This is a genomic window from Polaromonas sp. P2_G11 (assembly GCF_056403595.1).
The window spans coordinates 296,427-318,623 of record NZ_JBFUFE010000005.1 but is presented as its reverse complement, the minus strand read 5'-3'; the positions used below and the strand labels follow the sequence as shown (position 1 = coordinate 318,623).

The window sequence follows — 22,197 nt, the reverse complement described above, 5'->3', positions numbered from 1 at the left end:
GCGACACTGAATCATGCTCGACGATGCAAGCCTTCAGGCACTGGTGCTGACCTTTCGGCTGGCGGCCACCACCACCGTGGTGTTGCTGCTGGCCGGCACGCCGCTGGCGTGGTGGCTGGCGCGTACGCGTTCATGGCTCAAAGGGCCGGTGGGTGCGCTGGTGGCCTTGCCGCTGGTTTTGCCTCCAGTGGTGCTGGGTTTTTATCTGCTGGTACTGATGGGGCCGAACGGCCCGGTGGGCCAGCTCACGCAGTCGCTGGGTTGGGGCGTGCTGCCGTTTACCTTTGCCGGGCTCGTGGTGGGATCGGTGCTGTATTCCATGCCTTTCGTGGTGCAGCCGCTGCAAAACGCCTTTGAGGCAATTGGCGAACGGCCGCTGGAAGCCGCTGCCACCTTGCGAGCCTCGCCGCTGGATACCTTTTTCAGCGTGGTGCTGCCGCTGGCCCGGCCCGCCTACCTGACCGCCACCGTCATGGGCTTTGCGCACACAGTGGGCGAGTTCGGCATTGTGCTCATGATGGGGGGCAACATTCCCGGCAAGACACGCGTGATGTCTGTGCAGATCTACGACCATGTGGAAGCGCTCGAATACAGCCAGGCGCACTGGCTGGCCGGCGGCCTGCTGGCGTTTTCCTTTCTGGTGCTGCTGGCGCTCTATACCTTCAATGCCTTGCAGCCGGGCCGGCGCAAAGGGCAGGGCGCATGAGGCCGGCCAGCGTTCTCGGAGGCGGCATCTCCGCCTCGTTTCATCGTGTCTTCACCGATTTCTCGCTCGACGTGTCGCTGGACTTGCCTGGGCGCGGCGTCACGGCCGTCTTTGGTCCTTCGGGGTCGGGCAAAACCAGCCTGCTGCGCAGCATTGCCGGTCTGGAGCGTGCAGCAACCGGCCATCTCTCGGTCAATGGCGAGGTCTGGCAAGACGACAAGGCCGGTGTCTTCTTGCCGGTGCATCAGCGGCCGCTGGGCTATGTATTCCAGGAAGCAAGTCTGTTCGCCCACCTGGACGTGCACAGCAACCTCGATTTCGGCCAGCGCCGCGTGCCGGCTGCCCAGCGCCGCATCTCGCTGGAACACGCCATTGAATTGCTGGGCTTGCAAAAACTGATGCGGCGCATGCCCGGCACGCTTTCGGGCGGCGAGCGCCAGCGCGTGGCCATCGCGCGGGCGCTGGCCACCAGTCCGCAGCTTTTGTTGATGGACGAGCCCCTGGCCTCGCTGGACATCGCCCGCAAGGCCGAAATCCTGCCTTACCTGGAGCGCCTGCATGACGAACTCGACATGCCCGTGCTCTACGTCAGCCACGCGCCGGATGAGGTCGCCCGGCTGGCCGACCACCTGGTGCTGCTGGACGCCGGCCGCGTCACGGCCTCAGGCCCGACGCGCGAGCTGATGACGCGGCTGGACCTGCCGCTGGCGCACGGCGACGCCGCAGCCGCGGTGATAGATGCCGTGATCAGCGCCGTTGAACCCGAATGGCACATGAGCCATGCCGAGTTTCCCGGCGGACGCATCAGCCTGCTCAACCCTTCGCTGCAGGTCGGCCAGCGCGTGCGCGTGCGCATCCAGGCGCGTGACGTGAGCCTGACGCTTGAGCGCCAGGAGGGCACCAGTGTGCAGAACATCTTTGCGGTTACCGTCACCGGCCTTTCCGCCGACAGCCCGGGACAGGTGATGGTCGGCCTGGACGCCGGCGGCAGCACACTGCTGGCGCGGCTCACCCAGAAGTCGGCGGAAGCCTTGCAATTGCAGCCCGGCAGCCGTGTGTACGCGCAGGTCAAGGGGGTGGCGGTGCTGGGCTGACCTGGCGTTGCTATAAAAAAGATAGCTGCTCGCGCATGTCGGGATTGGGTCAACGGCTGATTTCATGCGAAATTTTTAGCCAGGCCCAAGGCTCTATTTTTCGCTAAAAAATGCTTTCTGGCCAATAGGGACGGGCGCAAGCAGCTATCAAATCAGTAGCAACTCACCCGATCCCCGGGAAAAAACGGCTTCAGCCGCCATGCATCGGGAAATCTGTGTCGACGCTGACCCCTGCTTCGATGAATGCTCACCTTGTGCATCCGTGCGGAGGCATGGGATGTGCATGGCCCCGCCTCAGTACTCCAGCCGCTCCGGCCGGATTTCCTGCAGGATGGTGGTGGCGATCTCTTCAATCGACTTGGTGGTGGTTGACAGCCAACGTATGCCTTCGCGCCGCATCATGGCTTCGGCCTCGTGGATTTCGTCGCGGCAGTTCTCCAGGCTGGCGTATTTGGAGTTGGGCCGGCGCTCATTGCGGATCTGCGCCAGTCGCTCGGGCGCGATGGTCAGCCCGAAGATCTTCTTGCGGTGTGGCACCAGCGCCGGCGGCAGCTGGCGGCGCTCGAAATCTTCGGGGATCAATGGGTAGTTGGAAGCCTTCAGGCCGTACTGCATGGCCAGGTAAAGCGAGGTCGGCGTCTTGCCGCTGCGGCTCACGCCCACCAGAATGACGTCCGAACCGGCCAGGTCGCGGTTGCTCTGGCCGTCGTCATGCGCCAGCGAGAAATTGATCGCCTCGATGCGGTCGTCGTATTCCTTGCTTTTGGACGCGTCTGAAAACCGGCCTACCCGGTGGTTGGACTTGATGCCCAGCTCACCCTCCAGCGGCGCCACAAACATGCCGAACATGTCCAGCAGCATGCCGTTGCAGTGGGCCTTGATGACCGCGAGGATCTCCATGTTCACCAGCGTCGTGAAGACGATGGGGCGTTTGCCCTCGACTTCGGCCGTGTGATTGATCTGCCGGATCGCCTGGTGGGCCTTGTCCACGCTGTCGATAAAAGGCAGGCGCACGTGGCGCGGCTTGAATTCAAACTGCGCCAGGATGGCGTTACCAAAGGTTTCAGCGGTGATGCCGGTACCGTCAGAGATGAAAAATACGGTGCGTTGGGACATGGGAAGGGGATAAATGAGGGACAGGGAGGGGAAATAAGGGTTTCGCTGGTTGAAAGCCGGGTGAAAGCCTGACACGGCACGCCGGGCCCGAGGCCCCTACAATCGTGGCAATTATCCAGTTTGTCACATCATGCCCCGCCACAACCCCTTCCAACAACAACAAGGTTGCTTGCCGCGCATGGTGAATTCCCCGGTTTTTAAACCTCCCGGAGTATTTTCATGTCCAAGCTGTTTGAGGCGACCGCCCTGGTCGTACCGTTTGAAAACCTGAGGATGACAGACGTCGAGTCTGTCGGCGGCAAGAACGCCAGCCTCGGCGAAATGATTTCGCAACTGCCGACCGGCCCGAACGGGGTTCGTGTTCCCACCGGATTTGCCACTACGGCCCACGCCTTTCGCGTGTTCCTGGCGCATGACGGCCTCGACAAAAAAATCAACGGCGTGCTGGACACGCTCAACACCGATGACGTGCGTGCGCTGGCCGAAGCCGGCGCCAAAATCCGCAAGCTGGTGGAAGCCCAGCCTTTCCCGGCCGATCTGGAAAAAGCCGTTCGCGACAGTTTTGCCGCCCTCAGCGCCGGCAATGCCCAGGCCAGCTTTGCGGTGCGCTCATCCGCCACGGCAGAGGACTTGCCGGACGCGTCGTTTGCCGGCCAGCAGGAAACCTTCCTGAACGTCGTCGGCATCGAGGACGTGCTGCACAAGATGAAAGAGGTGTTCGCCTCGCTGTACAACGACCGCGCCATCAGCTACCGGGTTCACCAGGGCTTTGCCCATTCCGACGTGGCGCTTTCAGCCGGTATCCAGCGCATGGTGCGCAGCGACAAGGGTGCTGCCGGCGTGATGTTCACCATCGACACCGAAAGCGGCTTTGAAGACGTGGTGTTCATCACCTCCAGCTACGGCCTGGGCGAGACGGTGGTGCAGGGCGCCGTCAACCCTGACGAGTTTTACGTGCATAAACCCATGCTCAAAGCGGGCAAACGCGCCGTCATTCGCCGCAACCTGGGCAGCAAGTTGCTGCAGATGGAGTTCACCAGCGCCGACGAGAAAAAAGCCGGCGGCAAGCTGGTCAAGACCACTGATGTGCCGACCGAGCTGCGCAACCGCTATTCGCTGAACGACACCGACGTCGAGCAACTCGCCCGCTATGCATTGATCATCGAGGCCCACTATGGCCGCCCGATGGACATCGAGTGGGGCAAAGACGGCATCGACGGCGAACTCTACATCCTGCAGGCGCGCCCCGAGACTGTGAAGAGCCAGTCCAAGGGCAAGGCAGAGCAGCGCTACAAGCTCAAGGGCACCGGCACCGTGCTGGCAGAAGGCCGCGCGATCGGCCAGAAGATCGGCACGGGCGCGGTCCGCATCGTGCACGACATCAAGGACATGGACCAGGTGCAGGCCGGCGACATCCTGGTGACCGACATGACCGACCCGAACTGGGAACCGGTGATGAAGCGCGCCAGCGCCATCGTGACCAACCGCGGCGGGCGCACCTGCCACGCCGCCATCATCGCGCGCGAGCTGGGTATCCCGGCCGTGGTCGGCTGCGGCGACGCCACCGAAACGCTGAAAGATGGCATGCTCGTCACCGTGAGCTGCGCTGAGGGCGATACCGGTAACATTTATGACGGTCTGCTGGAAACCGAAGTGACGGAAGTGCAGCGTGGTGAGATGCCGCCTATCGACCTGAAGATCACGATGAATGTCGGCAACCCGCAGCTGGCGTTTGATTTCTGCCAGATCCCCAATCACGGCGTTGGCCTGGCACGGCTGGAATTTGTCATCAACAACAACATCGGTGTGCACCCCAAGGCGATTCTTGATTACCCCAATGTGGATGCCGACCTGAAAAAAGCAGTGGAAAGCGTGGCGCGCGGCCATGCCTCGCCACGTGCCTTTTATGTCGACAAGGTGACCGAAGGCGTGGCCACGATCGCGGCAGCCTTTTGGCCCAAGCCGGTGATCGTGCGTCTGTCGGACTTCAAGTCCAACGAATACCGCAAGCTGATCGGCGGCTCACGCTACGAGCCCGAGGAAGAAAACCCGATGCTGGGCTTTCGCGGCGCATCGCGCTACCTTAGCCCCGATTTTGGCGAGGCCTTTGCCATGGAGTGCGAGGCGCTCAAACGCGTGCGCAACGACATGGGTCTGGTCAACGTCGAGGTCATGGTGCCATTTGTACGCACCCTGGGCCAGGCCAAAAAGGTCACGGACCTGCTGGCCCAGCACGGCCTCAAGCGCGGCGAGCAGGGCCTGCGCGTGATCATGATGTGCGAGGTGCCCAGCAACGCCATACTGGCCGACGAGTTCCTCGAGTTCTTCGACGGTTTCTCGATTGGTTCGAACGATTTGACCCAGCTCACGCTGGGCCTGGACCGCGACTCCGGTCTGGACATCCTGGCCCAGGATTTTGACGAACGCGACCCCGCCGTCAAGGCCATGCTGAGCCGGGCTATCCAGGCCTGCCGGCGCGCGGGGAAATACGTCGGCATCTGCGGCCAGGGCCCCAGCGACCACCCGGACTTTGCGCAGTGGCTGAAGGACGAAGGCATCGGCTCCATCTCGCTGAATCCCGACACGGTGATCGCCACCTGGAAGCAACTGGCCAACTGAAGACGGTTGACATGAATTGAAACGGTGCGCTGCGGAGAGATTCGCAGCGCATTTTTTTTGCGTCGGAACCGCGCGACCGAGGGAAAACCCGCGATGGCAGGAGGTTTCCCGGTAAACAATTGGCAATACCTCCGATGACAATCGGAATCGTTGCCTTCATCCCTTCATCTGTTTGTCGTGAGCCATGCTTGCCGTCACCACTACCATCAAACTGCTCACTGAAATTGCTCTGCTTGCGTTGGCCGGGCAATGGGCAGTAGGCCTGCTGGCAGGCGCGGCGAAGGACAGCAATCCGTTTTATCGCGTGCTTCAGCTGGTGGGCTTGCCTTGGGTCAAGGCAGCACGCTGGATATCTCCGCAGGTCGTGATGGACCGTCACTTGCCGCTGGTGGCCTTTTTGGTGCTGCTGCTGGTGTGGGCCATTGCGGCCATCGCCAAAATCCGCATCTGCCTGGAGATCGGGGTGGCACTGTGCAAATAGACGCTGCCCTTCAATACGGTTTTCTGAAAATACGCGCACTGCTTTTGCTCGCCTGCGCCAAACGGCCTGCCGCGCTGGCCGTCTTTGACCAGATGCTGCAACTGCGCCCGGCAGACCCTTATGCGCTAGCCAGCCGCGGCCATGTGGCGGCGCAGCTCCAGCTCACACAAGAGTCCGTTGCCAGCCTGCAGCAATTGACCGCCGTCAGGCCCGGCCATGCCGCGGGCTGGTTCAACCTGGGTTATGTGTTGCAGCAGGCGGGACGCCATGATGAGGCCGGGCCGGCCTTTGAGCGCGCGGTGGCACTGGACGCGCGCCTGGACCAGGCCTGGTATGGCCTGGCGCTGGTGCACATTCAGGCGCACCGGTTTGAGGAAGCCGCCGAGGCCCTGCAAAAGAACACAGTCCTGCAGCCCTTGAGCCCTTACGGCTGGTACCGGCTCGCGCAGGTGTGGCTGGCGCTGGGCCAGCCCGCCAAGGCGCGCAAGGTGATTGCGCACTTGAGTCGCTTTGAGCCGCGTGTGGCGGCCCAGTTCGAGCGCGAAAACGAGGCCCTTTTTGCGGCCACCGGCCAGGCAGCCCATGCAGCCCACTGACAGCCACCGTCGTTACTGGCGCAAGAACCTCGCCGTAACGGCGGTGCTCCTCATGATCTGGTTCAGCGTTACGTTCGGCGTGAGTTACTTTGCGCGCGCGCTGAGCTTCACTTTTTTTGGCTGGCCTTTCAGCTTCTGGATGGGTGCGCAGGGCGCCCTGGTGGTGTATTGCCTCATCGTCGGCTTTTATGCCTGGTACATGAACCGGCTCGACATCGAGCATGACGTGGCGGACGAGGACTGAATGGGCGGCTTTTTTGGTTCGCGCGACGGCGTCATGCTCTCGAGCCAGCAGTTCAAAAAGCAGCTGGACCGCGTCTACCGCTGGTACACGCTGGGCCTGGTGGTGTTTGTGGTCGTCCTGGCGCTTCTGGAACGTGCGGGCCTGCCGCGCCTCTGGATAGGTACGGCCTTTTTGCTGGCCACCATCGGCCTCTATGCGGGCATAGGCGTCATGAGCCGCACCACCGACGCCTCCGAATACTATGTGGCAGGCAGGCGCGTGCCGGCGGTCTACAACGGCATGGCCACCGGCGCCGACTGGATGTCGGCCGCCTCCTTCATTGGCCTGGCGGGAACGCTTTACCTCACGGGCTACAGCGGGCTGGCTTTCATCATGGGCTGGACAGGCGGCTACTGCCTGGTGGCGCTGGTGCTGGCGCCTTACCTGCGCAAGTTCGGCCAGTTCACCATTCCGGATTTTCTGGGAGAGCGCTACGGTGGGCGACTGCCGCGGCTCATCGGCGTGGCGGCGGCCATTTTGTGCTCCTTCACCTATCTGGTTGCGCAGATTTACGGCGTCGGCCTGATCACCTCCTACCTCACCGGCATCGCGTTCGAGCTGGGTATCTTCCTGGGGCTGGGTGGCATCCTGGTATGTTCTTTCCTGGGTGGCATGCGCGCGGTGACCTGGACGCAGGTGGCCCAGTACATCATCCTGGTGGTGGCCTACCTCATTCCGGTGGTCTGGCTGTCGGTCAAGCAGACGGGGATTCCGGTACCGCAGCTGGTTTATGGCTTTCAACTTGAAAAGGTCACGGCCAAGGAGAAAGAGCTGACGGCCGACCCCAAAGAGCTGCAGGTGCGTGAGCTGTTCAAGCAGCGCTCGGCAGCGCTGTCGGGCAGGCTGGAGCACCCCGCCGAGTCGCTGGCCGCCGACAAGCTGGCCGCCGCCAAACGAATGGAGCAGCTCAAAAGCGGCAATGCATCCGTGGCTGAAATTTCATCGGCCGCCAGGGCGATGGCCGCCATGCCCCGGGACGAGGCCGCCGCCGTCAAGGCCTGGACGGCGGCCAGGGCCGCTGCGGACGTCAAAACCCAGCCGCTTAACGGCATGCCCGCCCACGCGGCCCAGTTCTCGGGCAACCCGGACGGAACCCCGAAAGAGCAGGAGACCTACGACACTTCGCGCCGCAATTTCCTGGCGCTGGTTTTTTGCCTCATGGTGGGCACCGCGGCCTTGCCGCACATCCTCATGCGCTATTACACCGTGCCCAGTGTGCGGGAAGCGCGGCAGTCGGTCACCTGGTCGCTGGTGTGTATCTTCCTGCTTTATTTCACCGCACCGGCACTGGCTGTGCTGGTGAAGTACGAGATATTCACCGTGCTGGTGGGCATGCCGTTTGACCAGCTGCCCGCCTGGGTGCATTCCTGGACGCGGGTGGACCCTTCGCTGCTGTCGGTCACAGACATCAACAAGGACAACATCCTGCAGCTCAATGAGATGAACATAGGCGGCGACATCATCGTGCTGCTGACGCCCGAGCTGGCAGGCTTGCCCTACGTGATTTCAGGCCTGGTGGCGGCGGGTGGGCTGGCTGCAGCGCTTTCCACCGCCGACGGCCTGCTGCTGACGATTGCCAATGCGCTGGGCCACGACCTTTATTACAAGATGATCGATCCCAATGCATCAACGGTGAGCCGGGTGACGGTGTCCAAGATATTGCTGCTGATCGTGGCCTTGCTGGCGGCCTATGTGGCGGCGCAAAAGCCGGCGGACATCCTGTTTCTGGTGTCGGCCGCGTTCTCGTTTGCCGCCGCCTCGTTCTTCCCGGCGCTCAGCCTGGGGATCTTCTGGAAACGCGCCAACGGCATCGGGGCCGTGCTGGGCATGGTGTCGGGCCTGGGCGTAACCTCGTATTACATGTTCACCAACCAGGCCTGGCTGCGCACCACCTTCGGCATTACCTCGCCGGTGCAGCTGTGGTGGGGCATAGACCCGATTTCGGCCGGGCTTTTCGGTGTTCCGGTCGGTTTTGCGGTGATTGTGCTGGTGAGCCTGCTCACCCCGCCGCCCAGCCAGAAAGTCCAGGAACTGGTGGAATACATTCGCTATCCGGACCTGAAACGTCTCTGAAAAAGCTCAAGCCACGTGGTTTGGCTGCCTGGATTGTCGGGGCGCCGTGCGCCAACGCCAAAGCGTGGCAGCCAGCCAGCCCAGCATGAGCAGCCCAAACGAGACCCAGGCGATATACGACAGCCGGTTGGCCATTTCCTGGCGTGCCGAGAAATTGAAAGCAAATGGCTTGTAGCTTGCGAATTTCTGGGCTTCCTCGCGTTGATCTGCACGGAAAAGATCGCCTGGTTTGCAGTTGTTTTCTTTTGGGTAAACGTAGCAGGCCGGGTTTTTCAGGTTCAGGAACCCGTTGTGCTCGGCAAGAACTGGCCCGGGACTTAATCCGTCGGCTGAAAAATACTCTCTGCGGTATCCAAACGCCGGGTTGTAGCACTCCAGTTGCGACATGCCGGCAACCAGTGTGTTATTGATAATGGCCCTCAACAGCCGCGGTCCAGACTGTATCTTTGAGACGGTTCCCAGTTCCCTGATCTCAGGCGTAAAGCTCTTTTCTTTCAATTGCTGGTGAGCTATGGCGATGGCGCCGGAATAGTAAATCGGCTGGAAATAGAACTTTCTCGGATCGGATGATGACTGAATGACTAGACCTGTGAGGCATGCGATAACTGCGACGACTTTCAGGTGTGGCCACCCGGAACGCTCGAACAGCAAGCCTGTGCCGACGGCGATCATTGGGATGTACACAATGATCCAACGCAGTGGCGTACTGGTTGAGTTGATGACGGGAATGCTTTTAAGGATGGCATTCCAGTGCGGCTCAAAGTAGTTGAATGCAATGGGCCATACCAAGCCAACGACTAAGGCCAGCAGCATGAACAGTTTTTGTGGCGCGGGCCATTTAAGTGCCCGGGATGTCAGCGTCCATCGCATCATGCGCTCGGAAAGTAGAAGGACAAGCAGTACTGCGCATGCAGTGCCAAAGCTGTACGCCCATTCCTCCGGGTTAAGCCCCCACTGCTGGTTGACGAGCAACTTCACCCCGATGTCGTGTGCCTGCTGCGAATCCATGAACAGGGCGGCCATGATCATGGTCACCGTGTCTGTCAAAGTACCTGCGCCTGGAAGCAGGTAGGCAGTGCGCGGAAAAAAGGCCATGAAGGAAAACGTGGCGACCAGTTTGGAAGCTGAAAGCGCTGCACCAATGGTGGCCGCCAGCACGCCCCGGATCATGAACTGGCGGAAGGCCCCCCCCAGCAAGCCATGAAGCAAACCCAGCAGCAGCACGGACAGCGCTGCTGGCAGGAGCAGTGTGCTGAAGCCTGAATGAACCCAGTACGCAGGGATGAGGCCTGCCAGTGCTATCGCGACAGCCGTGTCGGCTCGGGACCGAAGCGGCAGGAGCAGCAGCAGCGCCAGCCACGGGACCAGCGCATAACCGTGAAAGACCACATGCCCGATGATCATCCGCTGAGGCAGAAATCCGTTGAGCATCAGCATTCCGCCTACAAGCAGGCCCGTTAGCGGCCCTGCCATGAAGCCTCTGCGCATCAGAAGATAACCCCCCCAAAACAGCAAGCTGGCTGCGATGCAGAGCGTCACCCAGGCGGCTTTGACGGGCTCCATGGCAATGGCCAAGAACTGGGGCAGCGAGTAGTACGCCGATACCGGGTCTGGAAAAAAAGGCTGCCCGGCGCAAAACGACGGGGTGAACCAGGGCACGCTCAGGCCGTTTTGGGTGAACCAGATATAACCATCCAGCCAGCCTGGCAGTGCAAGTTTGAAGTCGGGGCCCAGCCAGCCATCCTGAATCGGAAAAAATGGTTCAAACGTCTGAGCTGTAATAGCCAGTAATACCAAAAAAATCAGCCAAATCCATGCTGATTGCTGGCGCGGTGAGGGGGCGTTCCATTTTGAAAAAAGCTGCATGTATGCCTGGGGAGTATTGGGTGTGTCAGGGCGCCTTGCGCCGGCGCCAAAGCGTGGCAGCCAGCCAGCCCAGCATGAGCAGCCCAAACGAGACCCAGGCGATATACGACAGCCGGTTGGCCATTTCCTGGCGTGCCGAGAAATTGAAAGCAAATGGCTTGTAGTTTGCGAATTTCTGGGCTTCCTCGCGTTGATCTGCACGGAAAAGATCGCCTGGTTTGCAGTTGTTTTCTTTTGGGTAAACGTAGCAGGCCGGGTTTTTCAGGTTCAGGAACCCGTTGTGCTCGGCAAGAACTGGCCCTGTTGTCAGGCCTTCTGCTGAGAATCTCTCCAGGCTGTAACCGAAAACGGGGTTATAGCAAAAGAGCGCCGATTTGCCTGCAGCCAGAAGGTTGTTGGATGTCACTCGCAGAATGCCCGTCTCGGTCTGCATGTCTGCACGGCTTCCGAGTTCCCGGATTCCTGCGGCAAATGTACCGTCCCGTAATTTTTTTTCAGCGATTACCACGCTGCGGGGGTCATATCCCTGCCACGAATAGAACTCCCGGCCTTCAAGCGCTGACTGCGCCACTGTTGCTGTGAGGCAGACCGCCACGGCCAGGCCTTTCCAGCGTTTCCAGGTCGCGCGTTGCAGCAGCAAGCCCATACCGACGGCAAAAATGGTGATGTACACCACCAGCCAGCGTACCAGCGTGCTGGCTGAGTTGACGATGGGCAGCGTTTTCAGGAAGGCATTCCACCGCGGATCAAAGTAGTTAAGTGCCAGCGGCACGGCCAGGCTCAGCAGCAAGGCAGAGCCCAACAGAAATTGACGCCAGCCCGGAAGCCGAAATGCCGTTGTTGCTCGGCGAATCCTGTCAACCATAAGGCAAACCAGCAAAACGGCGCTCGCCATCCCGAAGTTGAAGGCCCACTCGTGCGGCGATTGCGTGGCCTGCAGGTTGGTCATGGAAGCCTTGCCGATCTGGTAGGCCTGCTGGGACTCCAGAAAAAGTGCTGCGACGGTCATTCCTGCCGCTTCATGCCATGAAGGTGCGCCCGGCAGCGGATAAAAAGTACGAGGAAAAAGGGCAAGAAAGGAAAAGGTTGCCATCAGCTTGGACGCCGAAAGCGCCAAGCCGACGATGCAGGCGATCAATCCCCTCGCCATGAACTGCCGGAGGTCGCCGCCGGCCATGCAATGCAGCAGACCGATCACGAAAACAGCGAGGCCCCCTGCGAGCATCAGAGTGCTGAGGCCGGAATGCACCCAATAGGCAAGCACAACCCCCGCCAGCACTGATATCCCGGCCTGATCGAGTCGCGAGCGGATAGGCAGCAGGAGCAGTAAAGCCAGCCAGGGCACCAGGGCAAGCCCATGGAAGCCGACATGCCCGATGATGATCCGATGTGGAAGAAACCCGTTGAACATCAGCAAGCCGCCCACCAATACTGCCGCCAGGGGGCCGGTTAAAAAGACCTTGCGCGCCAGCAGATAACCGCCCCAGAACATCAGGCTCGCGCTCAGGCACAGCAACAGATATGCGGCGTTGATCGGCCCGGCCAATATGGCCAGTAACTGTGGAAACGAATAAAAAGCGGACTGTGGATCAGGAAAAAAGGGCTGACCGGCACAGAATGACGGTGTAAACCATGGGGTGCTCAATCCGTTCGTGGAAAACCAGATGTGCCCATCCAGCCAGTTGGGCAACATCAGCGAGTAGTCATGACCCAGCCATCCTCTTTCCAGAGGGAAAAAGGGCTTGAAAATCAGGCCAAGGCAGAGCAGCAGGAGGCCGTATACCAGCCAGACCGCATAGGTCGCATGCCGCCCTGAAAGGCTTGCTGGCGCGTGAAGCAGTTGCATGTCGACGGCGTAGGTAGGCGGGTGCGGGAGGGTTGTAGTCCAGCGCATCCGGATCTGGCGGGAGATTAACACGCAGTAACAATCAGCCAAAGAGCTTCATTGCATGGATCATCGCGTGGGTTCTACCCGGCTGTGTCCGGCGCTGGTGCCAGCGCTTTGAAGCAGGGGGAAACTACCCCAAAAGCTGCGATTTCCTGGGTTTCTAGATGGATGGCCAGGCCAAACTGGCATCCGAACAAGTCTTCAGGCTATAATCATGGGCTTCGCCTTGCTGCACCCTTAACGACGCTGGGGCAGCTTCAATCAACCACAAGGAGAGTTTATGCGTCACTATGAGATCGTCTTGCTGATCCACCCGGATCAAAGCGAGCAAGTCCCAGCCATGCTGGAACGTTACAAGGGCATGATCACCGCCGGCGGTGGCAAAGTGCACCGTGTCGAAGATTGGGGCCGCCGCCAGCTGGTGTACCTGATCCAGAAACTGGCCAAAGCCCACTACCTCTGCATCAACATCGAAGCCAGCCAGGCCGTGATGGAAGAAATCGAACACGCGTTCAAGTTCAACGATGCCGTGCTGCGCCACCTGACCGTGGTGAAGAAGAAAGCCGAAACCGGCCCGTCCCTCATGATGCGCAACGTCGAGAGGGAAGAAGCCCGTAAGGCCCAACAGCAGGAGTATGCGGCTTAATAGCCACCATGCTGTTGAACGCCTCGCTGCTGCGCATCTGCTTTTGAGCAAGAGCCCGCAGTGAACCACGTTGAACTGACCGCCTGTATCGCCGAGGCAAGTCCTCTTCGCTACACGCCCGCTGGAATCCCCGCCGCCAATTTCGTCCTCGAACACGAGTCCGAAATCGTCGAAGCCGGAGTCACCAGACAGGTCAAGTTGACGGTAAGGGCGGTTGCTTTCGGAGCGCTGGCTGAGCAATCAGCCAAATCCCCGCTAGGCAAACCCTTCAGGTTCACCGGTTTTCTGATCAATGCGCGCACCAGCAAAGGTGTTGTTTTTCATATCCAGGCTCTGCACAAGGTAGAGCAAGTACCGAACCCCATTTAAGGAGTCCATCATGCCCGGACCAAAACGTTTCAACAAAGACAAGCGCCCCAAGCGCAATACCCAATCCCTGCTGTTCAAGCGCAAGCGTTTTTGCCGCTTCACAGCCGCTGGCGTTGAAGAAATCGACTACAAAGACATCGACACCCTGCGCGATTTCGTAGCCGAAAACGGAAAAATCATCCCCGCACGCCTGACCGGCACGCGCGCGATTTTCCAGCGCCAGATCAACACCGCCGTCAAGCGCGCTCGCTTCCTCGCGATGCTGCCTTACAGCGACCAGCACCGTAGCCTGTAAGGAGCACGACCATGCAAATTATTCTGCTCGACAAAGTCGTGAACCTCGGTAACCTCGGCGAAATCGTCAAGGTCAAAGACGGCTATGCACGCAACTTCCTGATCCCTTCGGGCCGCGCACGCCGCGCCACGGAAGCCAACAAGGCCGAATTCGAAGCCAAGCGCGCCGAACTCGAAAAAGCTGCAGCTGCCAAGCTGGCCGAAATGCAGGCCCAGGGCGCAAAGCTCGGCGGCACCACCGTCAAGCTCACGCAAAAAGCCGGTGTTGACGGCCGCCTGTTCGGCTCCGTCACCAACCATGACATCTCGGCCGAGCTGACCAAGCAGGGCTTCCCTGTGCTGAAGTCGCAAATCCGCATGCCTAACGGTCCGCTGAAGATTGTTGGCGACCACGCCGTGACCGTTGCCCTGCACACCGACGTGGCAGTGGACATCACCGTCACCGTGTACGGCGAAACCGCTTAAGCGTTTTCTCCCTTCCCGAAAAAAAGCCGCTCGCCGAGCGGCTTTTTTCATGGCCGGCCGGATCAAGCGGCTGTACACAAGCTCACGGTGTATTTCCACCCGATTTCCCCCGGTTATCCACAACCTTATCCCGTGAGGTTTTACGCTCCCGGCGTACCATTCACCCTCTCCCAAGGAAACCCATGTCCGCCGTACTTTCCACCTATGACGATCCCGGCTACAGCCCTGACCGCCAGATCGCCCAGCTGCGCATTCCGCCGCACTCCATCGAGGGTGAATCCAGCGTGCTGGGCGGCCTGCTGCTCGACAACGGCGCGTGGGACCGTGTGGGCGACCTGCTGACCGACCAGGACTTCTACCGCTCCGAACACAAGCTGATCTATGCCGCCGTAGGCGCCCTGATCAACGCCTCCAAACCGGCCGACATCATCACGGTCTACGAGCACCTGCAGAACCAGGGCAAGGCCGACGAAGTAGGGGGCCTGAGCTACCTCAATTCCCTTGCGCAATACGTTCCCAGCGCGTCCAACATCCGCCGCTACGCGGAGATCGTGCGCGAGCGCTCCATCCTGCGCAAACTGGTGTCCGCCTCGGACGAGATTTCCACCAATGCCTTCAACCCGCAGGGGAAAGACGTCGCCACCATCCTCGACGAGGCCGAACAGAAGATCTTCAAGATCGGCGAGCAGGGCTCGCGCATGAAAGAAGGCTTCCAGAGCATGGACACGCTGGTCGTGAGCCTGCTCGATCGCGTCACCGAGATGGCCGAGAATCCGCAGGACGTCACCGGCGTGCCCACGGGCTTCTACGACCTGGACCGCATGACGTCCGGCTTCCAGGCCGGTGACCTGGTGATCCTGGCGGCGCGCCCCTCCATGGGCAAAACCGCACTGGCCATCAACATTGCCGAAAACGTCGCCTTGCTCGAAGGTCTGCCCGTTGCCGTGTTCTCCATGGAAATGGGCGCCTCGCAGCTTGCCGTGCGTATCGTGGGCTCCATTGGCCGCATCGACCAGACCCATCTGCGCACCGGCGCCCTGACGGACGAAGAATGGCCGCGCCTGACCGAAGCCATTGAAAAGCTGCGCACGGTTTCGTTGCACATCGACGAAACCCCCGGCCTCACTGTGAGTGAGCTGCGTGCCAACGCCCGCCGCCTGGCACGCCAGTGCGGCAAGCTCGGCCTGATTGTGGTCGACTATTTGCAGCTCATGAGCGTATCCGGCGGCATGGCAGACGAGAACCGCGCCACCGCCGTCGGCGAAATCTCACGCGGCCTGAAGATGCTGGCCAAAGAGCTGCAGTGCCCCGTGATCGCGCTGTCGCAGCTCAGCCGCGGCGTGGAATCCCGCACCGACAAACGCCCCATGATGAGCGACCTGCGCGAGTCCGGCGCCATCGAGCAGGACGCCGACATCATCATGTTCATCTACCGTGACGAGTACTACACCAAAGAGGCCTGCAAGGAGCCGGGCGTCGCCGAGGTCATCATCAGCAAGCAGCGTAACGGCCCCACCGGCACAGTCAAACTGGCGTTCCTGAACCGCATCACCAAGTTCGAAAGCCTGGCCAGCGGCGGCAGCGGGGACTTTTGAGGCCTGAAGAAGCTCGCAGGTCTTCCTGTCGTATCGAGTGGCCACGGCGCAGTGGCCTCCTAGGGTTTTCCGGCGGCCGTTTTCGGGAAAACGGTGATTTAATGGCAGAAAACAGCTGCAGGCCAATCAAGCCGGGCGCAAGCAGCTATCAATACAATAGCTAAAGGAGGAGGTTCCATGCCGACGCCCCTGCGGATTCTTACCGTCACCTCACTGTAGGTCCGGGAATCCATGCCTGTTTCCTCCGTCATTCCTGGTGTCATCCCCGACGCCGACATCCTGGCGCTTTTGCGTGGCGACGCGCTTTTCACCGACCTTTCCGGTAGCCAGCTTGCACGCCTGCTCGGCAGCCTGCACACGCTGGAATTCGCCGCCGGCGACACGCTGTACGAAAAAGGCGCGCCGGCCGAATTTCTGTACGTGATCGAAACCGGTGAGCTGCAGCTGACCACGCCTGGCGGCCGTACCGTCGCGCTGCCGGGCATGCGCTGCGGTGAAGAGGCCGCCTGCGATACGGCCAGCTACCTGTGCAGCGTCACGGCAGCCACGCCGGTCAGGGCGGTGCAGGTCCCCCGCGACGCCCTGGCCGAGCTGGCTGCGAAATCGCCCGCCTTGCGCAACAAGGCCTGGCTGACGCTGATGGGTTATGTGGGCGGCGAATCCTTTCTTGCGCCGGCCCCCGGCAAGCCTGCCGCCAAAAAACCGGCCAAACCCATTTCCCGGCGCGAGCTGGTGGGCTGGCTGGGCGTGGTGCTGGTGCCGCCCGCGATTTATTTCCTCTCCGGCTCGGCTGGGCTGGTGGTGGAGGCCTCGTTGTTCCTGGCCATCCTGTCGGCCACGGTGCTGATGTGGCTGTTCAACCTGGCCGACGAGTTCGTGCCGCCACTGGTGGCCATCGCCGCGGTGCTGATCGTCGGTCTTGTGCCCTACGAAGTCGCGCTGGCCGGTTTCTCGTCAAGAACGCTCACCACGCTAGTGGGCGTGTATGCGCTGGCCGCGGTGATTTCCGCTTCGGGCCTGAGCTACCGCTTCATGTTGTGGTTGCTGATACGCCTGCCCGACACGCCGTTCTGGCACCAGGCGGCGCTGCTGCTGTCGGGTTACCTGCTGTCGCCCATCATGCCCTCGGGCAATGCGCGGTTGTCGCTGGTGCTTCCGTTTTACCGCGACATGATCGAAGGCCTCAACCTGCCGGCGCACAGCAAGTCCGCCACGGCCCTGATGGCCGCCACGTTTTCCGGTGCCATGCTGTTCTCGCCGATGCTGCTGACCAGCAAGTCGTCCAACCTGACGGCTTTCGGCATGCTGCCCGTGCAACTGCAGGACCAGTTCCAGGGCCTGTTCTGGTTTGTCGCGGCCGGCGTGGCTGCGCTCACCGTCACGGCCGCGCACCTGGTGGTGGTGCGCCTGTGTTTTGGGCGCACGGCCCAGGCCGCTTTGCCCAAGGAAAGGCTCGAGCGACAGCTGGCCCTGCTGGGCGACGTCACCCGGCCCGAAAAAGCCGCACTCACCGGTTTCCTGTTCTTCCTGGTGGGCGCCGGCACCGCCGGCTGGCACCAGATTTCTCCCGCCTGGCTGGCGGCCTTTTTGCTGGTGGGCCTGCTGCTCATGGGCTTGCTGAGCAAGAAAGACTTCCAGCAGAAGATCGACTGGCCGATGATTTTCTTTCTGCTCAGCCTCGACGGCCTGAGCCGCGCCATCAGCTACCTGGGGCTGGACACCGCACTGGCCCATTCCGCGGGCAACATGTTTGATTTCGTCGGCGGAAAAATGGTCTGGTTCATCCCGGTCGCGCTGGTGGTCACGCTGCTGCTGCGCCTGGTGCTGCCCATCACCGCCGGCATGATCGTGGCTGCGGTCATCCTTCTGCCGATCGGGCAGGCGCAGTTCATCAACCCCTGGGTCGTGGTCTTCCTGACCGCCATGTTCAGCGACATCTGGTTCATACCCTACCAAAGCTCACAGTACCTGCAGGTCATGGGAAGCGGGCTGGACCGCTACTACAAACACACCGATTTCCTGCGCTATAACCACTGGATGAACCTGGCGCGCCTGCTGGCGGCCTATCTCTCGATCCCTTACTGGGAATGGCTGGGCCTGGTATGAAAAACGGAACCCTCGCTGTCCTGACGGGCGCGGCCCTTCTCGTCGCGCTGCTGCTGCTGGGCATGTTCAACCTGTCCAAGCCGCGGGTGCTGGTGCTGCACAGCTCGGACCGCAACTCCACCACCGTCGGCAAGATGGACGAAGGCATACGCCATGTCCTGGACAAAAACAGGCAGCCCTTGACTGTTCGCTGGCATTACCTGGGCATAGACCGCCTTCCCGATGAAGACCACCGCCAGGACGCCGCAAAGGAAGGCCTGCGCGCCATTGAGCAGTTCAACCCCGACCTGGTGATTGCGGTAGACGACGAAGCCCAGCAATACGTGATGCGCCGCTTCGCCGGGCAGGGCCGTCCCAGGGTGGTGTTCGCCGCCATAGACCATGAGCCCGCAGAGTACGGGTACGTGGGCGCAGCCAACGTCACCGGTGTCGCCGAGCGCCTGCCGCTCGCCGCCATGCGAGACTTGCTGCAGCACGTCAAAAAGGGCCAGCCCGTACGCGTGGCGGTGCTGGGCGATGCCGGCCCCACCAGCCAGGGTCAACTCAGGCAGGTCGAGGCTTTCAACTGGGCGCCGCACAGTGTGGCGGTCACCCACACGCTGGGCGATTTCCCCGCCTGGCAGGCCGCCATCAAGGTCATGGACGGCAAGGCCGATGTGGTGTTGGTGCTCTCGCACGGCAGTTTGCGTGCCGGGCCCGCGGCGGCCGGCGTGGTGCCCGATGCCGAGGTGATCAAGTGGCTCGAAGCCAATGCCGCGCCCTTGCCGCTGGGGGTCGACATTGAATACGTTCAGCAGGGCGGGGGGCTCAGTGTGGCGCCGTCCGCCAAGTCGATGGGGGAAATCGCCGCCGCCGACGCGCTGGCCTGGCTGAAGGCAAAACCCGCCAGTGCGCCGCCGCTTCCGGGCCAGGACGCGCGCTACAGCGTGGGTTTGCGCGCTGCCGCCCTGGTTGCCCGCAACATCACGCTGCCGTCGATCTACACCGAAGCCGCGCGGCTGGAGCAACTCTACTACCCCTGATGCCCGCAGGGCCCGCCATCATGGGGCGGTGACAGGTTCCAGCCCGGTTTTCCGGATGACGGGCGCGGCCGCCGCAGTGGTAAAGAAACGAATCAATGCACGTGCGGCATCCTGCTCGACAGCATCGGCGGCAATGCCTGCTGAAAACACGGTGACGCGCTGCACTTCATCCGGCAGCGGCCCCACATAGTCGATGCCCGGAACCGGAAGCAGTTCGCTGACCTGCTGGAAGCCCAGTTCGGCATCGCCGCGGGCCACCACGCTGCCCACCCGCTCGCTGAGTATTTTGGTGCTTTTGCCTGCCACCTGCGCGGAAATTCCCAGGCGCTGGAACAGCTCGGTCGAAATATAGACACCGCTCGCGCTGGCCGAGTAGGCAATGGACCGCGCGTCCAGCAGCGTGCGCCTGAGCGCGTCGACCGTGCTGATGTCCGGCTTGGGCGCACCTGCGCGTACCACCATGCCGATCAGTGAGCGCACCAGGTCCACCCGGCTGCCGGCTTGCACCTTGCCCTGGCTCACGAGCGCATCCAGCGCCGGCGCCGCCAGGATCACGATGTCGGCCCGCTCCTTGCGCGCCAGCCTGTTCGGGATGGCGTCCGGCGCGTCGCCCATGGACGCGCCATAAGCGGCAATGACCTTGTGCCCGGTTGCACGCTCAAAGGCCGGCACCAGTTCGTTGTAGGCGGCGGTAAAACCACCCGAGGTCATCACATGTATATCGGCCGCCCAAGCGCCGCCGCCGGGCCACACCAGCACGGGCAGCAGCAGCCAGAAGATCCTGCAGAACTTCAGAAGTTGTTGCATGCCATCTCCTCGCTTTCTTCGACTTCTTCGACTTCTTCGACTTCTTCGACTTCTTCGACTTGCTGCGTGGATGCGTGACTCAGCGCACGCACTCAAACCCGTACTGCTCGGGGGTCGGCTTTGTCACCAGCCGGGCATGCAGGCCGCGCTTCTGGCATTCCATTTCAGCGATGTCGGTGGCTTCGCCCAATTTCGACGGGCGGGCTTTGACCACAATCTGCTTTTCATTGACGCTGACCAGTTCGGCGGCGCAACCGGAGATCAGGACGCAGGCGAGCAGGGGGAACAGTGTTTTCATGGTTGTTTCCTTCTAAAGATAAAGATAAAAATCAAGATAATTTTTGCCGTCAGGATTTTTAAGTAAAAATCGGTTGAAACCCTTTGTGGATAAGCGCGACCAGCTATCAATTTGGTAGCGTATTGCGGCCGCGCCTACCCCAGCCCCAGCGCTTTGTACACCCGCAGCGCGCCATAGGCATCGTTGGCCGCGTAAATGATCTGCGCTTCCGTCAGCCGTTCATTGGCCCAGTTGGAGGTGGCGGCTTTCTTGGATTTGAGGAAGCGCTTGTTGAACATCACGGCCACGGCGCCGCGCACGCCCATGTCCTTGCGGTAGCCGCGCTCGCGGAACACCACGTTCAGGTCCAGCACGCCCTGCAGGTCTGTGCCCAGCTTGCGGATGATGCGGCGCTGGTCGTCCCCCAGGCCGAAGCCGGCCTTGATGATGGCAGGCGAGCTCAGCAGCAACCCGACCACGCGGCGGCATTCGGCATCTTCGAGCTGGAAGATCCAGGCCTTGTCGAGCGTCGAAAGCTGCACGATGTGCGGCCCTTCAGACGCCTCGTTTTTGGCAAAGGTCGGTTTCGACTCGGTGTCAAAGCCCAGCACCGTGGCGCCGGCCAGGGCCTGCAGCGCTGCGGCGGCCTGGGCCGGTGTCGCCACCACCTGGATCTGTCCCAGGCTCAGCCGGTCGAACGGCTCCAGCAGGGCAATTTCTTCTTTTCCGGGGGTCGGGTGACGCTCTGTCATGGGTATTGGGGCATAAGTGGGCAAAAAACAGGGCTGCGGCAAGGTCTGTGCAAGGCTAGAGCTTACAGTCAGGGTTGGCGCATTACATCGGACGCCCCCGACCGCCCTCACTCACCCACATCATGGCAGCAGCACAAAGCATCACCACCGAGCAATACAAGCTCTTTCCGTCGCCGCGCAACCGGCACCGCACGATTTTTCTGCACCAGGTGTTTGTGCCGCACTCCTTCATGCTGATCGACATGGAAAGCTACGGGCTCAAGGGCAAATACAGCCTGTTCGGCGCCTGCCGCCTCGCCGACATGCGCATGGGGCAACTGGTGACGATGGAGCTGCCCGAGGACGAAGCGACCTTCAATGCGAAGTTTGTGCCGGACTGACACGAGCCGCGCATTCAGCCCGATTTACCGCATGCCGCTGACGCCGCGCAGCATTTCATGCACATCGTGTGTCATCACCGCCAGAAACGCCGCCAGGGCCAGGTAATAAAAGCCGTACTCAAACCGCGTGGCGGCGCTGGTGGCGTAATAGGTTTTCGCTTCTTCGCTGTCTGATTTGTAGCGTATGGCCTTCAGCAGCTGCGGCCCGGCCAGCAGCGCCATCAGGATCAGCATGGGGCTGGGCCGCCAGAAGAACAGGCCCACCAGCACCGGCACCCCCAGAAACCAGATGCGCGGCGACAGCACCGCGGTGATGCGGCCTCCGTCAAACGGAGACAGCGGAATCAGGTTGAAGAGGTTCAGGAAAAAGCCGGAATAGGCAATCGCCAGCAGCAGGTTGCTGTCCTGGTCGCGCGCCAGAAAATAGCAGGCCAGCGCGCCTATCGTGCCCAGCAGCGGGCCGCCCAGGCCCACATAGGCTTCGGTTTCGGCGTCATGCGGCATGTCCTTGAGCTCTACCCACGCGCCCACAAACGGAATGAAGGTGGGCGCGCCCACGTTGAGGCCGCGCTGCCGCGCGGCGATGTAGTGGCCCATTTCATGCACAAACAGCAGGGCCACAAAACCCACTGCGTAGCGCCAGCCGAACAGCAGCGCGTAGGCAAACACCGAAATCAGCATGCTGCCGCCCGTGAGCAGCAGCTTGCCGAACTTGGCGCCGGTGAAAAGCAGCAGCAGGAGTTTCGTCACGCGAAGGTGCTT

General features: G+C 61.4%; 22 protein-coding genes. 15 read left to right on the top strand and 7 right to left on the bottom strand.

All coding sequences use genetic code 11. From position 1 onward, the window contains the following. Nucleotides 1-13: 13 nt before the first annotated feature. Both modB and modC read left to right on the top strand, forming a co-directional pair. Nucleotides 14-706, top strand: a complete 693-nt coding sequence (modB, locus tag AC1DWQ_RS18910; protein WP_477671000.1) for a molybdate ABC transporter permease subunit — start codon at nucleotides 14-16, stop codon at nucleotides 704-706. Continuing rightward, the gene (gene modC / locus AC1DWQ_RS18905; protein WP_477670999.1) at nucleotides 703-1,800 is read left to right on the top strand and encodes a molybdenum ABC transporter ATP-binding protein; all 1,098 of its coding nucleotides are present in this window, start codon (nucleotides 703-705) and stop codon (nucleotides 1,798-1,800) included. Before modB ends, modC begins: the two co-directional genes overlap by 4 nt. Before the next feature lie 294 nt (nucleotides 1,801-2,094). On the opposite strand, the gene ppsR is transcribed toward modC, so the two are convergent. Then, entirely contained in the window at nucleotides 2,095-2,916 is an 822-nt protein-coding gene (gene ppsR / locus AC1DWQ_RS18900) for a posphoenolpyruvate synthetase regulatory kinase/phosphorylase PpsR (protein ID WP_457278791.1), read from the bottom strand. 219 nt (nucleotides 2,917-3,135) lie between these two features. Between ppsR and ppsA the strand changes: the two genes are divergently transcribed. The 5 genes from ppsA (at nucleotide 3,136) to AC1DWQ_RS18875 (ending at nucleotide 8,968) form a co-directional block, all read left to right on the top strand. Further along, nucleotides 3,136-5,535, top strand: coding sequence for a phosphoenolpyruvate synthase (gene ppsA / locus AC1DWQ_RS18895; RefSeq protein ID WP_477670998.1), 2,400 nt, complete (start codon nucleotides 3,136-3,138; stop codon nucleotides 5,533-5,535). Nucleotides 5,536-5,719: 184 nt separating this feature from the next. Beyond that, nucleotides 5,720-6,016 (top strand): hypothetical protein, encoded by a 297-nt coding sequence (locus tag AC1DWQ_RS18890; protein ID WP_477670997.1) that lies wholly within the window; start codon nucleotides 5,720-5,722, stop codon nucleotides 6,014-6,016. After that, complete coding sequence (locus tag AC1DWQ_RS18885; RefSeq protein WP_477670996.1) at nucleotides 6,007-6,612, top strand: tetratricopeptide repeat protein; 606 nt, start codon at nucleotides 6,007-6,009, stop codon at nucleotides 6,610-6,612. Before AC1DWQ_RS18890 ends, AC1DWQ_RS18885 begins: the two co-directional genes overlap by 10 nt. Next, nucleotides 6,599-6,856: a DUF4212 domain-containing protein gene (locus tag AC1DWQ_RS18880; protein WP_477670995.1), complete on the top strand. Its 258-nt coding sequence runs from the start codon at nucleotides 6,599-6,601 to the stop codon at nucleotides 6,854-6,856. The genes AC1DWQ_RS18885 and AC1DWQ_RS18880 overlap by 14 nt, the downstream gene beginning before the upstream one ends. Next, nucleotides 6,857-8,968, top strand: coding sequence for a sodium:solute symporter family protein (locus AC1DWQ_RS18875; protein ID WP_477670994.1), 2,112 nt, complete (start codon nucleotides 6,857-6,859; stop codon nucleotides 8,966-8,968). A gap of 6 nt (nucleotides 8,969-8,974) precedes the next feature. On the opposite strand, the gene AC1DWQ_RS18870 is transcribed toward AC1DWQ_RS18875, so the two are convergent. Both AC1DWQ_RS18870 and AC1DWQ_RS18865 read right to left on the bottom strand, forming a co-directional pair. Beyond that, nucleotides 8,975-10,834 (bottom strand): hypothetical protein, encoded by a 1,860-nt coding sequence (locus AC1DWQ_RS18870; RefSeq protein WP_477670993.1) that lies wholly within the window; start codon nucleotides 10,832-10,834, stop codon nucleotides 8,975-8,977. Between the two features lie 25 nt (nucleotides 10,835-10,859). Continuing rightward, complete coding sequence (locus AC1DWQ_RS18865) at nucleotides 10,860-12,680, bottom strand: hypothetical protein (RefSeq protein WP_477670992.1); 1,821 nt, start codon at nucleotides 12,678-12,680, stop codon at nucleotides 10,860-10,862. Nucleotides 12,681-13,002: 322 nt separating this feature from the next. Between AC1DWQ_RS18865 and rpsF the strand changes: the two genes are divergently transcribed. The 7 genes from rpsF to AC1DWQ_RS18830 all read left to right on the top strand — a co-directional run bounded on the left by rpsF (nucleotide 13,003) and on the right by AC1DWQ_RS18830 (nucleotide 19,219). Then, the gene (rpsF, locus tag AC1DWQ_RS18860) at nucleotides 13,003-13,368 is read left to right on the top strand and encodes a 30S ribosomal protein S6 (RefSeq protein WP_007871089.1); all 366 of its coding nucleotides are present in this window, start codon (nucleotides 13,003-13,005) and stop codon (nucleotides 13,366-13,368) included. A gap of 60 nt (nucleotides 13,369-13,428) precedes the next feature. Beyond that, nucleotides 13,429-13,737 (top strand): primosomal replication protein N, encoded by a 309-nt coding sequence (gene priB / locus AC1DWQ_RS18855; RefSeq protein WP_477649539.1) that lies wholly within the window; start codon nucleotides 13,429-13,431, stop codon nucleotides 13,735-13,737. A gap of 10 nt (nucleotides 13,738-13,747) precedes the next feature. Continuing rightward, nucleotides 13,748-14,032, top strand: a complete 285-nt coding sequence (rpsR, locus tag AC1DWQ_RS18850) for a 30S ribosomal protein S18 (RefSeq protein ID WP_077592883.1) — start codon at nucleotides 13,748-13,750, stop codon at nucleotides 14,030-14,032. An 11-nt stretch (nucleotides 14,033-14,043) separates the two neighbouring features. Continuing rightward, complete coding sequence (gene rplI, locus AC1DWQ_RS18845; RefSeq protein ID WP_457278783.1) at nucleotides 14,044-14,496, top strand: 50S ribosomal protein L9; 453 nt, start codon at nucleotides 14,044-14,046, stop codon at nucleotides 14,494-14,496. A gap of 182 nt (nucleotides 14,497-14,678) precedes the next feature. After that, nucleotides 14,679-16,091, top strand: a complete 1,413-nt coding sequence (gene dnaB, locus AC1DWQ_RS18840) for a replicative DNA helicase (RefSeq protein WP_457278782.1) — start codon at nucleotides 14,679-14,681, stop codon at nucleotides 16,089-16,091. Between the two features lie 231 nt (nucleotides 16,092-16,322). Further along, complete coding sequence (locus AC1DWQ_RS18835; protein ID WP_477670991.1) at nucleotides 16,323-18,197, top strand: SLC13 family permease; 1,875 nt, start codon at nucleotides 16,323-16,325, stop codon at nucleotides 18,195-18,197. Then, on the top strand, nucleotides 18,194-19,219 hold the full coding sequence (locus tag AC1DWQ_RS18830; RefSeq protein ID WP_477670990.1) for an ABC transporter substrate-binding protein: 1,026 nt from the start codon (nucleotides 18,194-18,196) through the stop codon (nucleotides 19,217-19,219). Before AC1DWQ_RS18835 ends, AC1DWQ_RS18830 begins: the two co-directional genes overlap by 4 nt. 18 nt (nucleotides 19,220-19,237) lie before the next feature. On the opposite strand, the gene AC1DWQ_RS18825 is transcribed toward AC1DWQ_RS18830, so the two are convergent. From AC1DWQ_RS18825 to AC1DWQ_RS18815, 3 genes are all read right to left on the bottom strand, one after another. Further along, nucleotides 19,238-20,026 carry a substrate-binding domain-containing protein gene (locus tag AC1DWQ_RS18825; protein WP_477670989.1) on the bottom strand — a complete coding sequence of 263 codons (789 nt, stop codon included), beginning with the start codon at nucleotides 20,024-20,026 and terminating at the stop codon, nucleotides 19,238-19,240. A 79-nt stretch (nucleotides 20,027-20,105) separates the two neighbouring features. Beyond that, nucleotides 20,106-20,324: a hypothetical protein gene (locus tag AC1DWQ_RS18820; protein WP_477670988.1), complete on the bottom strand. Its 219-nt coding sequence runs from the start codon at nucleotides 20,322-20,324 to the stop codon at nucleotides 20,106-20,108. A 134-nt stretch (nucleotides 20,325-20,458) separates the two neighbouring features. Then, the gene (locus AC1DWQ_RS18815) at nucleotides 20,459-21,055 is read right to left on the bottom strand and encodes a 3'-5' exonuclease (protein ID WP_477670987.1); all 597 of its coding nucleotides are present in this window, start codon (nucleotides 21,053-21,055) and stop codon (nucleotides 20,459-20,461) included. A gap of 122 nt (nucleotides 21,056-21,177) precedes the next feature. Here AC1DWQ_RS18815 and AC1DWQ_RS18810 point away from each other — a divergent pair, with 122 nt between their 5' ends. After that, the gene (locus AC1DWQ_RS18810) at nucleotides 21,178-21,435 is read left to right on the top strand and encodes a hypothetical protein (protein WP_477670986.1); all 258 of its coding nucleotides are present in this window, start codon (nucleotides 21,178-21,180) and stop codon (nucleotides 21,433-21,435) included. A gap of 24 nt (nucleotides 21,436-21,459) precedes the next feature. On the opposite strand, the gene AC1DWQ_RS18805 is transcribed toward AC1DWQ_RS18810, so the two are convergent. Continuing rightward, entirely contained in the window at nucleotides 21,460-22,185 is a 726-nt protein-coding gene (locus tag AC1DWQ_RS18805; protein ID WP_477670985.1) for a site-2 protease family protein, read from the bottom strand. Nucleotides 22,186-22,197 lie beyond the last annotated feature (12 nt).